Annotated in this window: 14 protein-coding genes and 1 other RNA gene; 5 read left to right on the forward strand and 10 right to left on the reverse strand. The window is 69.1% G+C overall.

Annotated elements, in window-relative coordinates; all coding sequences use genetic code 11:
- The first annotated feature begins 182 nt into the window (after nt 1-182).
- A complete protein-coding gene (locus tag GCE65_RS12450) occupies nt 183-842 on the forward strand; it encodes an excisionase family DNA-binding protein (protein WP_153878623.1) in 660 nt (219 codons plus the stop codon).
- Nucleotides 839-1,612, forward strand: a complete 774-nt coding sequence (locus GCE65_RS12455; RefSeq protein ID WP_153878624.1) for a hypothetical protein — start codon at nt 839-841, stop codon at nt 1,610-1,612. Before GCE65_RS12450 ends, GCE65_RS12455 begins: the two co-directional genes overlap by 4 nt.
- A 481-nt stretch (nt 1,613-2,093) precedes the next feature.
- On the opposite strand, the gene GCE65_RS12460 is transcribed toward GCE65_RS12455, so the two are convergent.
- The 4 genes from GCE65_RS12460 to ssrA all read right to left on the reverse strand — a co-directional run bounded on the left by GCE65_RS12460 (nt 2,094) and on the right by ssrA (nt 3,670).
- Complete coding sequence (locus GCE65_RS12460; protein WP_153878625.1) at nt 2,094-2,519, reverse strand: type II toxin-antitoxin system VapC family toxin; 426 nt, start codon at nt 2,517-2,519, stop codon at nt 2,094-2,096.
- A complete protein-coding gene (locus tag GCE65_RS12465; RefSeq protein ID WP_153878626.1) occupies nt 2,516-2,743 on the reverse strand; it encodes a type II toxin-antitoxin system Phd/YefM family antitoxin in 228 nt (75 codons plus the stop codon). Before GCE65_RS12465 ends, GCE65_RS12460 begins: the two co-directional genes overlap by 4 nt.
- Nucleotides 2,744-2,962: 219 nt before the next feature.
- Nucleotides 2,963-3,151: a hypothetical protein gene (locus tag GCE65_RS12470; protein ID WP_153878627.1), complete on the reverse strand. Its 189-nt coding sequence runs from the start codon at nt 3,149-3,151 to the stop codon at nt 2,963-2,965.
- Between the two features lie 152 nt (nt 3,152-3,303).
- Nucleotides 3,304-3,670, reverse strand: a transfer-messenger RNA (tmRNA) gene (gene ssrA, locus GCE65_RS12475).
- A 200-nt stretch (nt 3,671-3,870) separates the two neighbouring features.
- On the opposite strand from ssrA, the gene nth reads away from it, so the two are divergent.
- The 3 genes from nth (at nt 3,871) to GCE65_RS12490 (ending at nt 6,406) form a co-directional block, all read left to right on the forward strand.
- Nucleotides 3,871-4,584 carry an endonuclease III gene (gene nth / locus GCE65_RS12480; RefSeq protein ID WP_153878628.1) on the forward strand — a complete coding sequence of 238 codons (714 nt, stop codon included), beginning with the start codon at nt 3,871-3,873 and terminating at the stop codon, nt 4,582-4,584.
- Between the two features lie 69 nt (nt 4,585-4,653).
- On the forward strand, nt 4,654-5,454 hold the full coding sequence (locus GCE65_RS12485) for a type IV toxin-antitoxin system AbiEi family antitoxin domain-containing protein (RefSeq protein ID WP_194928702.1): 801 nt from the start codon (nt 4,654-4,656) through the stop codon (nt 5,452-5,454).
- Nucleotides 5,447-6,406, forward strand: a complete 960-nt coding sequence (locus tag GCE65_RS12490) for a nucleotidyl transferase AbiEii/AbiGii toxin family protein (RefSeq protein WP_153878630.1) — start codon at nt 5,447-5,449, stop codon at nt 6,404-6,406. The genes GCE65_RS12485 and GCE65_RS12490 overlap by 8 nt, the downstream gene beginning before the upstream one ends.
- Before the next feature lie 200 nt (nt 6,407-6,606).
- Here GCE65_RS12490 and smpB read toward each other — a convergent pair whose 3' ends face one another.
- The 6 genes from smpB to GCE65_RS12520 all read right to left on the reverse strand — a co-directional run bounded on the left by smpB (nt 6,607) and on the right by GCE65_RS12520 (nt 13,092).
- Nucleotides 6,607-7,116, reverse strand: a complete 510-nt coding sequence (gene smpB, locus GCE65_RS12495; RefSeq protein WP_152909416.1) for an SsrA-binding protein SmpB — start codon at nt 7,114-7,116, stop codon at nt 6,607-6,609.
- 111 nt (nt 7,117-7,227) lie between these two features.
- Nucleotides 7,228-8,616, reverse strand: a complete 1,389-nt coding sequence (locus GCE65_RS12500) for a murein hydrolase activator EnvC (RefSeq protein ID WP_153878631.1) — start codon at nt 8,614-8,616, stop codon at nt 7,228-7,230.
- 2 nt (nt 8,617-8,618) lie between these two features.
- Nucleotides 8,619-9,530: a permease-like cell division protein FtsX gene (gene ftsX / locus GCE65_RS12505; protein ID WP_153878632.1), complete on the reverse strand. Its 912-nt coding sequence runs from the start codon at nt 9,528-9,530 to the stop codon at nt 8,619-8,621.
- Nucleotides 9,527-10,216, reverse strand: a complete 690-nt coding sequence (gene ftsE / locus GCE65_RS12510) for a cell division ATP-binding protein FtsE (RefSeq protein ID WP_153878633.1) — start codon at nt 10,214-10,216, stop codon at nt 9,527-9,529. The genes ftsX and ftsE overlap by 4 nt, the downstream gene beginning before the upstream one ends.
- Before the next feature lie 228 nt (nt 10,217-10,444).
- Nucleotides 10,445-11,548 (reverse strand): peptide chain release factor 2, encoded by a 1,104-nt coding sequence (gene prfB, locus GCE65_RS12515; RefSeq protein WP_153878634.1) that lies wholly within the window; start codon nt 11,546-11,548, stop codon nt 10,445-10,447.
- A gap of 47 nt (nt 11,549-11,595) precedes the next feature.
- The gene (locus tag GCE65_RS12520; protein ID WP_152909413.1) at nt 11,596-13,092 is read right to left on the reverse strand and encodes an aldehyde dehydrogenase family protein; all 1,497 of its coding nucleotides are present in this window, start codon (nt 13,090-13,092) and stop codon (nt 11,596-11,598) included.
- Nucleotides 13,093-13,151: the final 59 nt, after the last annotated feature.

Raw genomic sequence — 13,151 nt, forward strand, 5'->3', positions numbered from 1 at the left:
CCGAGGCTGGGAACGCCCCCGGCCTCGGGGTCAACCTATCGGCCCGGGCGTGAGACGCGGCCAAGCGGCCCGGCGTGGCGAGAACGTTCGGCGGGATTTGGGGGAGCACGCCCCATCGAGCAGCGCCGCGCGCTTCGATTCGAACATTGACACATATAGTCGTTCGTGCGACTATTACTGACATGGAGATGACGACGACGGAAGTCGCGGCACGCCTGGGCGTCTCCGTGCGGCAGGTGCAACGGCTCGCGCAAGCGGGCCGCCTGCAGGTGGTGCGTCGAGTCGGTTCCAGCAATCTCCTGGATGACTCCGCACTCACTACAGCCGCCGCTGCACGCCGTGGTCGAACGTGGGCGACCCACACGGCGTGGGCGGCGGTCGATCTGCTCGAGACCGGTAGGACCGAGAGACTCACCGGCTCCTCGTTGTCTCGGCTGCGAGGCCGGCTACGCAGTTGCAACGCGGCTGAACTGGTTCGCCTCACCAGTCGCCGGGCGCAACTGTGGCGGGGCAGCCAGACACGACGCACGAGAGACCAGCTGCGCGACGAGCTCTCACTCTCCGGTGAGTCACTGCTCGCTCGGCGCGACATCGCCGCGCAGTTCGGTCTGGTCGCCGTCGACGGCGGTCGCATCGAGGGATACGTCGTGGACGACCAATGGCAACGGCTGCAGCACCGCTTCGGCCTCGAAGCCGACGCGGAGGGAGAAGTCCTCATCCACTGCACCGACCAGGAGCCGACCACCGGGATCGTCACTGCCGCTCTCGATCTCGCCGAGCGGTGGGGGGTCCGCGAACGCGGCGCGGCGCTGGAGGTCCTTGCCGAACGGCTCGCTCGATGAAGCGGCCTGTCTGGCGGTTGGAGCATCGCGTCGACGCACTGCCAGAGCCGTGGCCGCAGCTGCCCGACCTCGCCCACCATCTACCTCATGGATCGTGGACCCTCGTCGGCGGCCTGATGGTGCAGGCCCACGTGCTCCATGCGGGCCTGACTGTGGCCCGCCCCACCGAGGACATCGACGTCGTCCTCCACGTCGAGACTGGCGCGATCAGCTGGAGTACCGCCTGCGCCGGCCTACGCAGACTCGGGTACCGGCTAGTCGAGCCCAACGATCGTCGGGACCCTGCACATCGATTCATCCGCTCCGAGGACGGTCGCGTCATCGACGTCCTCATTGCCGACCACGCGGGGCCGCGCGCCATCGCCGATCGCGTCGGACATCAAGCCGTCGTCGAGGCGCCAGGAGGGACATCGGCGCTCCGCAAGACGGTGAACCTGCACCTATCCGCAGAGACATCTGACGAGGTGACGATCAGCATCCCCGACGTCCTCGGCGCTCTCACGCTCAAGGGAGGCGCCTACCGCGTCGACTCACGAGACCGAGATCGTCACCTGCTCGACGGCGCCATGCTTGCAGCCACAGTCGAGGACGCCGATGCGCTCCTCGAGTCGCCCGAGCTGTGGACAGGCTCCGATGCCCGCAGGATACGGAACCTCGCACGAGCGCTACCCGACGACCATCCAGCGTGGTCCTACGTTCCTGTCGAACGCCGACGTCGAGCACAAGTTTCGCTCGCGCTGCTCGCTACGGGCCCACCGCCCTCACCCTGACCCGCGGGCAGTCGTTCTGCGCCGTGGGCGCCGCCAGGTTCGCCGGACGACCTTTCGTGAGCCTCCGCGTAGGTACATCAAGCGCAGCGCTCGATCCGACCACGCAAGAGCGGCCCGACAAGCCCGATTGCTCGCAGGCATCGGCCGCCGTGATGGATGCAGGCGTACAGGAACCCTAGGACCTGGGCGATGCGCCCGGACTCACTCGCGTTGAGCCGGGCGCACCCCGGATTCTCGCACGATGCGGTTGAAACCTCCACACACCTTCCGTTGACCTGGTGCCCGTAGGGAAGGATCCGCGTGTCCCCGCTCCCCCGGTCCGCCAACGGGGTGCGCCGTAGGCCATGCGGAACGGACGTACGTCGCGGTGCGGGCGGCGGACTCATTGACTGCGTCAGTACACACGAGGTCCATCGCAGTCGCCCAACGCGCCTTACCCTTACTGGCACACAGTGGTTGCGGGTGTCGTCGATCTGGGCGGCTACCGGCCGTGTGCCCAGGGATCCAGCACAGCGACTCCGGTGGGCTGGAAATCCTGGACGTTTCGCGTGACGACTGTGAGGCCGTGGACGCTCGCCGTGGCCCCGATCAACGCATCGCGCTCGGGGCGAGGATCGGGAACGTGAAATTGCGCGGCACTCAGCGCCACATCGACATCCACTACCAGGATGCGGCCGGCGAATCCGGCCAGCACACCCGACTCCATCCACTCCCTCAGCACAGCACCCTGCCGCGGATCGCGGCGCTCGACTCGCGCGACACCCAGCGCGATCTCGAGCACGGTGACCACGCTGACGTACAGGTCATGAGCGGGCTGCCGCTGCGCCCACGCCAGCACGTGCGGGTCCACCACTCCGGGACGCTTCCGCAACTCGCTGACAACGTTGGTGTCGAGTAGGAAGCTCACAGGTCTGCAGCTCGCGGCACCGACGTCAGCCGGGCGGGTTCGAACTCGATATCGTCATCCACCTGCAGCCAATCGACGATGGAACGCTTATCGATGAGCTGCTCGTAGGCCGGGGCCGCCAGCAGAACGTAGGCTGCCCGCCCCCGGTCGGTGATGATCACCGGGCCATGATCGGCCGCCCGCTTGGCGGCACTGACGTCGCGATTGAAGTCACGTGCGCTCATAGTCGTCACAGCCACACCTCCGTCAATGTAGGTACCTACCTACTCTAAATGGCGGGTCGACCGCAGACAAGCCCGGCAAGCGCTGACGCGCGCCGCCAACGCGTCGAGCGCGTCGAGCGCGTCGAGCAGTCCGGTGCGGGCCCTCACCACCGGGTCCCTCCGCAAGGCGGGCTACGTCACCTCCGTTCGGGTATGTGCCCCATTCCGCTGCCACCGGAATCAGTCAGCTACCCGAACACTCCACATGCGGGCGCGATCGGGCGCCGCGTCCAGCTCCTCACGGCTGATCTCCATCGCGGACATCAGCTCATCGAGCGGGCGGGTCTCGCGCTCTCCGGCCCGAATGGCCTCGGCGCGGGTGACCAGCCTGTGGGCATGCTCCATGTCGTTGATCCCGTTGGCAACCAAGTCAGAATCGTACACACCCATCGCGCCAACCGGGGGCCATCTGGGCCGGCTACGGCCGAGTCCCGCCAACTCGCGCATGCGGAGCCGATCGCCGAAGACCGCCGGCACCACGACGAGAAGCGCCGCGCACCCTGGGGCACGCGGCGCTTCGTCAGTGGAGGTGGCGGGAATCGAACCCGCGTCCGACAGTGAAAATCCAGGGCTTCTCCGGGCGCAGACTGCTCTGCTTTTCTCGGCCCCAGCACTCACGCAGACAAGGTGCTGACGGGCTCAGTTACCTAGAAGTCCCCACCGTCCCGGTAACGAGGACGATGAGCAGTGGCTCTCTAGCTGACGCCAGGAACCGGGTCGAGAGCTAGCCCGGGCTGACGGACTTCAGGACTCGCTCAGGCGGCGAGTGCGAAGTCGGTGCGGTTGTTATCGGCACCTATTGGTTTGCAAAGAGCGTTAACGAGATGACTCTGCATCCTCGGCCCGCTTCTCCTGGATCGACGACTGCCGTCGAAACCGATCACCCCCTATTGAGTTGTACCGCCGCGGCGAACCGCGACATCCCCATGATACGGGGCCGATCGAGCCGCTGTCGAACCATTACTCCCAGGGGTGAACCGCCTCGTCCGGGCGCCGACCGGAAGCGGCCTACGGACGGCGAGCTGCGCCGTCCGTAGGCGGGTGGACCCGGCCGCGGCGATCGCATGCGCGGCCGGTAGGCTGGCCGCGTGAAGCGGGCGGAGAAGGCGGAGCGGATCGGGCGGATCCTCGACGACCTGTACCCGGACCCGCCGATCGCCCTCGACCACACCGACGCCTATACGCTGCTCGTGGCCGTGGCGCTGTCCGCACAGACCACCGACAAGAAGGTCAACGAGGTCACCCCGGCGCTGTTCGCCGAGGCGAGCACGCCCGAGGAGATGTACGCGCTCGGCGCGGATCGGATCCTCGAGCTGATCCGCCAGATCGGTCTCGCACCGACGAAGGCGCGGAACGTGTGGACCGCCGCCGGGCAGATCCTCGACGCCGGCGGTCGGGTGCTCCCGGACTGGGACTTCCTCGAACACCTGGCGGGCGTGGGGCACAAGACGGCCAGCGTGGTCATGGCTCAAGCCTTCGACATCCCGGCGTTCCCCGTCGACACGCACATCTTCCGGCTGGCGCGGCGGTGGGGCCTGTCGACCGGCACGACCGTGGAGAAGGTGGAGACGGATCTCAAGCGGGTCTTCCCCCGGGACACCTGGAATCGGCGCCACCTGCAGATCATCTACTTCGGCCGGGAGTTCTGCCCGGCGCAGCGCCACGACCTCGCCGGCTGCCCCATCTGCTCCTTCGCGGCCACGAAGAAGCAGACCGAGGCCGAGGCCCGGGCACAGCGGGGCAGGCCGCGCACCACACCGGGGCCCACGGACGTCGTCCCCGCCGAGGCCCACCGAACGTAGGCGACGGCGACGTCAGTGCCGGCCAGCAGTGACCTTGTCATGTATCGACCTGGAAGATACATTACAAGCATGAATGCTGTGGAGGCGCTCCGTACGCTTGCCGGCATCACGGCCTACCAGTGGGGCATGGTGACGGCAGCGCAAGCCGGTCTGCATGGAGTCTCTCGTCTCGACCTGTCTCGCCTGGCCCAGTCCGGACACCTGAAGCGCCTCGCGCACGGCGTATACATGGACGGCGGCGCACCCAGCGGCCGGCTCGACGACCTACGCGCGGCCTGGCTGAGCACCAATCCCAGGCTCATCGGCGAAGCGCGGCTCAGCGAACGCTCCAAGGGTGTGGTGATCGCCGCATCCTCGGCCGCCCGGCTCCACGGCATCGGCGACCTCTGGACAGACCGGCACGAGTTCGTCTCCCCCGCCCGACGGCAGAGCCAGCGCTCCCAGATCCGTTACCGCCTGCGCGCCCTAGATGCGCAAGACGTCACCCTGGTCGAGGGCCTACCAGTGATGACGCTCGAACGCACCATCGCTGACCTTGTCGAGGACGTCGGCGACCTCAGCCTGGTCAGCGACGCCCTGCGCGACGCGTCGAAGCAACGCGATCTCGACCTCGGCCGTCTCACAGTGCTGCTGGGGCCACTCGCCCACCGCCACGGGTTCGCCAAGGGCGACGGTGCCGCTCTGCTGGAACGACTCCAACAGGCCGCAGGCATCGACCCAGACGCACTCGCCGACCAGATCGCACGCGACCCGTCGCTCGGACCACGGACCGCTGCACGCTACCTCAGCAGCCTCAACGTCGCAGAGGCCGATCTGCTGATCAACACCGCGCGGACCAGGCGGCCCGAAATCCTGAAATCCGATGGCTGACACGGCCGCATATTCGACTGCTGCTGGTGTCGAAAGCGCTATCAAGAACGCGGCGAAGACGGCGGCCGCCGCAGACCCCTCACTCGATGTCGGCAAGCGGATCCAGCTGGAGTACTTCAACCGTTTCCTCAGCCGAGTGTTCTCAGAAGGGGAAGGGTCCGACTGGGTACTCAAGGGCGGCACCGGCATCCTCGCGCGGATCCCGTCCACCCGTTCCACCCGTGACATCGACCTGTATCGCCGCGGCTACAGCCTCGACCGAGCGCTCGAGGACCTCAGACGCCTGTCGCGGATCGATCTGCACGATCACTTCACCTTCGAGTACGCCGGGCACAGCGACTCGATCGGCACCGACACCCAGCCTTACACCGACGGATATCGCGTGAAGTTCAACGTGTTCATCGGCATCAGCAACAGGGGCACCGTCCACGTCGACCTCGCGGTCGGCGCCGGAATCACTGACCAGATCACGGCCAGTCGCCCTGTCAGCGCACTACCACTGCCGCGGCTGACCAGTCACGCCTACCGCCTCTACCCGGTCGTGGACCAGATCGCCGACAAGGTCTGCGCCACGATGACCAGGTACGGCGAACGCGACTCGACCCGCGAGAAGGATCTCGTCGACCTCGTCGCCTTCGCCACCACCCACGACATCGACGGCGGCGCCCTGAGAACCGCCATCCTCACGGAAGCCCAACGCCGCCGCATGATGCCGTTCGACCACTTCACCATCCCTGCCGGCTGGGGACCCGGCTACGCCAGACTCAGCCGCCCAGTCCCCCACTGCGCCGCCTACAGCACAGCAGCGCTGGCCGCCGCGCTGATCGTCACCTTGATCGACCCCGCCCTATCGGGCACCGCGATCGGCAGGACCTGGATGCACCACGTCCTCGACTGGACACGATCGGCACCGGCGCCGTCCGGGAGCATGGAGTGCGCCGGTTCGGCATGAGAGCCGCGAGCCGAACGTCCTCACCGCAGCGCGTGCGGAGCGTGCACACCGGGGTGGGATGGCCTAGACGACGACATGTCGCTGGTGGAGGTGGCGGGAATCGCACCCGCGTCCGACAGTGAACATCCGGGGCTTCTCCGGGCGCAGACTACTCTGCCCTCCCCGGCCTCGGCGCTCACGCAGACGAGGCGCTGACAGGCTCAGCCGCGGCGACGGCGCACGCTCATCGCCCGGGCGGCCTCACGCTCGTCCTGCTTCTGACGCAGCGTCTCGCGCTTGTCCCACTCCTGCTTGCCGCGGGCGATCGCGATCTCGACCTTCGCCCGGCCGCCGATGAAGTAGAGCTCGAGCGGCACGATCGTGTGCCCCTTCTCGCGGGTCTTCTGGTCGAGCTTGGCGATCTCCTCGCGGTGGAGCAGGAGCTTGCGCTTGCGGCGCGGGGCGTGGTTGGTCCACGTGCCCTCGGTGTACTCCGGGATGTGCACGCTCTCGAGCCAGGCCTCGCCGTAGTCGATGTGCACCCAGCCGTCGATCAGGCTCGCGCGCCCGGCCCGCAGGCTCTTCACCTCGGTGCCGGTCAGGGCGATCCCGGCCTCGAACGTGCGGTCGATGTGGAAGTCGTGATAGGCGCGGCGGTTGCGCGCGACCACGGTCTTGACCGTCTTCGGGTCGACCTTGGCACTCGCCTGCTTCTTGCCCGCCTTGCTCATCCTGCTCCTTCTCGCCGCGACCACACGCCCGCCTGCACCCGACGGGGCCGCCGGCCGTCGCGGCCCACTGTAGAGGAGCGGCGCGCGGGCGAGCCACTCGATTTCGGCCGCTCAGAACCCGGGCAGGCCCATCGGGTCGATCGTGCTGCCGTTCTTCCACACCTCGAAGTGGACGTGGCAGCCGGTCACCTTCCCGGTCGCGCCGGTGTAGCCGATCGTCTCGCCCTGGGAGACCCGCTCGCCCGTGGAGACGGCGAATCGCGACAGGTGGTTGTAGACCGTGACGTAGATGCTGCCGCCGATCCGGCCGTGGTTGATCATCACCTGGTTGCCGTGGGTGCCGTTGCCGGCCGCGGGCCGCACGGCCGAGACCGTGCCCGCGGCCGAGGCGATCTGGTTCTCCCCGCAGCTCGAGCGCAGGTCGACGCCGTTATGCATCCACCGCCCGCCGAACGGATACCAGCGCATGCCCCACGGGGAGGTCACGTGCAGGTTCGACCGGCCGACCGGGGGGATGAGCGTGCCGCTGCCACCGGAGCCGCCCGACCCGCCGGAGCCGCCCGAGCCCCCGCCGGAGGAGGAGCCCCCGCCCGAGCCCGGCTTCGAGGAGTTCTGGTTCTTGGCCGCCTCCTCGCGGCGGCGGGCCTCCGCGGCCTCCTCCTTCGCCACGATGTCGGCGATCTGGGAGGCGAGCTCGGCGTCGGCGGCCTTGAGGTCGGCGAGCTCCTGCTCGCTCGCCGCCTTGGCGTCCTCGAGGTCGGCGGCCTGATGTTCCTGGTCGATCTTGAGCTGGGAGATCTCGGCCACGAGATCCGCGGCGGCCGCGCGCGCGTCGTCGGCGGCGGCGACCGCGGCGGCGGCCTCGTCCTCCAGATCGCCGATGCGATCCTCGACGGCGCCCAGGCGTGCCTCGCGATTGCGGTTGACGGCCTGGATGTCCCGCAGCTCGGCGAGGGTCTCGTTCTGGGTGCGCATGGCCGAGCTCATGACCGAGTAGGAGCTCGCGAACTCCTGCGGGGAGGTGGCCTCGAACACGACCGCCAGGGTCGAGATGCCGTCGCCGCCGCGGTAGGCGGAACGGGCCACCTCACCGAGGGCGGCGTGGGCGGTGTCCATCTCGGTGTCGCTCGCCGCGATCTCGGATTCGAGCGAGTCCCGCTGGGAGCGGGCCGCCGCGAGCCGATCCTGCACGGCGTCGAGCTCGCGTTCGGCGGCGTCGAGCTCCTGGTTCTTCACCTCGAGCTCGGCCTCGGCCTCGGGCAGGCGGCGCTTGGTCTCGTCGAGCGCGAGGTACAGCTCCGCCAGGTCCTGGTCGGTGCCCTCGAGCGAGGCCTCGAGCTCCTCCCGCTCCTGGGCGTTGCGCGCGCGCTGATCCTCCAGATCGTCCTTCGGGCCGGCGGCGGCGGGCAGCGTCAGCCCGCCCAGGAGCAGGGCCGCGGTGGCCGCGAAGGCGGTGAGCGCGGCGAGCATCCGCGGGAGGGGGCGTGTGCGGCGTGCCATGGTCATACCTTCGTGTATCGGCTCAGGCTCACAGCTGAGGAGACCCCGGCGAGCAGGATTCCGACGAGCACCAGGATGGGTGCGATCGTCCAGACGTCGGCGGTGTTGACGAGGTTGACCCAGGTGATCTGGTCCGCCAACCAGCCCTGCAGGTAGTCCACCGCGCCCCAGAGCCCGCCCACCGCGAGGGCCGCGCCGACGAGGGCCGCGATCGCGCCCTCGAGCATGAATGGCAATTGGATGAACAGGTTCGAGGCCCCGACCAGGCGCATGATCGAGGTCTCGCGGGAGCGGCTCATCGCGGAGAGCCGGATCGTCGTCGTGATGAGCAGCACGGCCGCGACGATCATGACCACGGCGAGCCCGACCGAGAGCACCGTGGCGCGGTTGAGCACGAGGAAGAGCGGTTCGAAGATCTTGCGCTGATCCTGCACCTGCTGCACGCCGGTGCGGCCCGTGAGCTCGTCGGCGATGACCTCGTACTGCTCGGGATCGACGAGCTTGATCCGGAACGAGACCTGCATCTGGTCGGCGGTGATCGCCTGGGCCCAGTCCTCGTCGCCGAACTGCTCGACGAAGTTGTCGTAGGCCTCCTCCTTGGTCTCGAGGTAGACCTTGGAGACGTACGGCGCCAGCGCCTCCGACTCGAGGATCCCGCGCACGTCGTCGAGCTGGTCGTCGGTGGCCTCCCCGCCCGCGCAGCTGGGCTGCAGCGAGTCCGCCGGGCACATGAACACGCTCACCTCGACCTTGTCGTACCAGTCGTCCTTGAGCTTGCCGATCTGGGTCTGCATAAGCGCCGCCGACCCCACGAACGCGAGCGACACGAACGTCACGAGCACCACCGAGATCGCCATGGCGATATTCGACTTCAGCCCCGAGCCGATCTGGGAAAGAATGAACCGGACTCTCATCGCTGCGCTCCGTACACTCCGCGGGCCTGGTCACGGACCATCTGCCCGTCCACGAGTTCCACCACGCGCTTGCGCATCTGGTCCACGATGTCGTCGTCGTGGGTGGCCATGACGATCGTGGTTCCCCGGCGGTTGATCCGGTCGAGCAGGCGCATGATCCCCACGGACGTCGCCGGGTCGAGGTTGCCGGTGGGCTCGTCGGCGAGCAGGATCGCGGGACGGCCCGCCATCGCCCGGGCGATCGCGACCCGCTGCTGTTCCCCGCCCGAGAGCTCGTGCGGCAGCCGCTTCTCCTTGCCCGCGAGGCCCACGAGCTCGAGGGTCTCGGGCACGACCTGGAGCACGTGGTGGCGCGGCTTGCCGATGACCTGCAGCGCGATGGCCACGTTGTCGAACACGTTCTTCTTGGGCAGCAGCCGGAAGTCCTGGAACACCGTGCCGATCTGGCGGCGCAGATACGGCACCTTCCATTGCGAGACCTTCGACAGGTCCCGCCCGGCCACGAAGATCGCCCCGGAGGTGGGCCGCTCCTCGCGCAGCACGAGCCGCAGGAATGTGGACTTCCCGGAACCGGAGGCGCCGACGAGGAACACGAATTCCCCCCGGTCCACCTCCATGTCGATCTGGTCCAGGGCTGGGCGTGCTCCACGGGCGTACACCTTGGAGACCTTGTCTAAGCGAATCACGTATCTTCAACCGGCCGGTCTCGAGAATGGGATGGCGCCATGAGGAGCTGGTCGTGCTGAACTCCGGCCATGGGCAGCGTATGGAACCAACCTGCGAAGCGTGACTGCGACACGCCGAACCGCCGCGAGCGGCCTATGGACGACGCCCGGCCGGCCCTCGTAGGCGCGCCCGGGCGTCGCCCATCGGGCGCCCGTATCGGCGCGGTCGCCCCGATGGGTGGGGTCGGGTCAGTCCTGCTGCCGCCGGCGCCAGCGGATCCCGGTCTCGATGAAGTCGTCGATCTCGCCGTCGAAGACGGCCGCGGGGTTGCCGGACTCGTGCTCGGTGCGCAGGTCCTTGACCATCTGGTAGGGCTGGAGCACGTACGAGCGCATCTGGTCGCCCCAGGAGGCCTTGACGTCGCCGGCGAGGGCCTTCTTCGTGGCGTTCTCCTCCTCCTGGCGCTGGAGCAGCAGGCGGGACTGGAGCACGCGCAGCGCGGCGGCCCGGTTCTGGATCTGGGACTTCTCGTTCTGCATCGACACGACGATGCCGGTGGGCACGTGGGTCATCCGCACGGCCGAGTCGGTCGTGTTCACGCTCTGCCCGCCCGGGCCGGAGGAGCGGAACACGTCCACCTTGATGTCGGCCTCGGGGATCTCGACGTGGTCGGTCTGCTCGATGAGCGGGATCACCTCGACGGCGGCGAAGGACGTCTGCCGGCGACCCTGGTTGTCGAACGGGGAGATGCGCACGAGCCGGTGCGTGCCGGCCTCCACCGAGAGGGTGCCGTAGGCGTAGGGCGCCTTGACCTCGAAGGTGGCGGACTTGAGCCCGGCCTCCTCGGCGTAGGAGGTGTCGAGGACCGAGGTGGGATAGCCCTGCCGCTCGGCCCAGCGCAGGTACATGCGCATGAGCATCTCGGCGAAGTCCGCGGCGTCGACGCCGCCGGCTCCGGCCCGGATGGAGACCACGGCCTCCCGCTGATCGAACTCCCCCGACAGTAGGGTGCGCACCTCGAGGTCGCTCAGGGCCTCGCGGATGGATCCCAGTTCCCCGGCGGCCTCGGCCATCACCTCGTCGTCGCCGGCCTCCTCGCCGAGTTCGACGAGGGCCTCGAGGTCGTCGATCCGCTGCGAGATCTTGGTCAGCCGCCCCAGCTCCGACTGCGTGTGCGACAGGTCGCTCGTGACCGCCTGGGCATGCTCGAGGTCGTCCCACAGGTCGGGGGCGGCGGCCTGCTGCGAGAGTTCCTCGATCCGGGCGGCGAGCTGCGCCGGGTCGGTCACCGCCGCGATGGTGTCGTAGGTGTGCCGGAGCGCTTCGATCTCATGGGGAAAGTCGGTGACCACAGTCGACCACCCTACGCCAGCTCACCGGCCCCCGGAGTCCGGCCCCGTCAGCGGCGCAGGCGCCGGTCGAGCAGGCCGGCGTAGGAGCCGAGCGCCGAACGCACCTTCTCGGTCCAGCCGTCGGGCCCGGGTGGGGCGGCCAGGTCGGTCACCGAGATCGGCAGGTCGGAGCCGGCCACCGCACGCAGGTGCGAGAACTGTTCGAAGCCGAACCTGCCGTGGTAGCGGCCCATCCCCGACTGCCCGACGCCGCCGAACGGGGCCATCGGGATCGCGTTCGTCAGGCCCCAATCGTTCCGGGCCACGCCCCCGGACCGGGTGTTCGCGACGAACGAGCGGAACGCCGCGTCGTCCTTGCCGTACCAGGTGGCCACGAGCGGGGCGGGCCGATCCGCGAGCCGGGCGACCACCTCGTCGACGTCGTCGTAGGGGTGCACGGCCAGCACGGGTCCGAAGACCTCCTCGCGGCTCAGGCGCATGCCCTCGGTCACGTCGAGCACGATCGTGGGCGGCACGATGCGCCGGCCGCGCAGCGCCGCCTCCCCCGCCTCGTCGGTGCCGAAGGCGCGCAGCACCTGGGCGCCCTGGGCGGCGGCGTCGTCGATGAGTGCAGTGACCCGGTCGTAGGCCTGGGCGTCGATCAGGCTGGTGACCTCCCCGGTCGCGAGCCGGTCGGGCACGGTCTCACTCCAGGCGTTGAAGACCTCCTGCACGAACAGTCGAAGCTGCGAGGCGGGCACGTACACGTCGTCCGGGCTCAGGCAGACCTGGCCGGCGTTGAGCAGCCGGGAGGCGGCGACCCGGGCGGCGGAGCGGCGCAGCCGGCCGCGATGGGAGGCCACCTCCGGGCTGACCACCACGGGGTTCTTGCCGCCGAGCTCGAGGGTCACGGGCGTGAGATTCGTGGCGGCGGCCGCCATGATCTTCGATCCGGTCGCGGCGGAGCCGGTGAAGAAGAGGTGATCGAGGTCGAGCGAGGCGAACTCGGCCGACACGGCCACGTCGCCGGTGACCACGGCGAGCTCCTCGACGTCGAAGACGTCGTGCCAGGCGTTCGCGAGCACCTCGGAGGTCCGCGGCAGCTTCTCGCTCATCTTGATCATGACCCGGTTGCCGGCGGCCAGGGCGGTGAGGGCCGGGACCGCGGTGAGGTTGAGCGGGAAGTTCCACATGCCCATGACGCCGACGACCCCGAGGGGGCTGGGCACGACCTGGCTCGTGAGCCCGGCCAGGCGCAGGACCCGGCCGGTCACGGCGCCGGCGGAATAGCGGGGCCGCATCCAGCGGCCGAGACCGGCGCGCAGGACCTCGGTCTCGGCGGCGAGGGTGAGCACGTCGGTCACGAGCGTGGTCACCTCGGGGCGGTGGCCGAAGTCATCCGAGATCGCCGTCACGAGCCGGTCCGTGTTCGCCACGACCGCGTGGGTGAAGCGGTCCACCCGGTCGCGCCGGAGGGCGGCATCGGGCGGGCCGTCGCGGTGGAAGGCGGCGCGCTGCAGCCGCAGCACGTCCGACATGGGGGTGGACGTCGTCGTGGCGCTCATCCGTTCACTGTGCCCCTTCGTCCGGTGGTTTCGCCAATCCCGCCCCGCGCGCCCACCCG

Source organism: Pseudactinotalea sp. HY158 (assembly GCF_009660225.1).
Classification (GTDB): Bacteria; Actinomycetota; Actinomycetes; order Actinomycetales; family Beutenbergiaceae; genus HY158.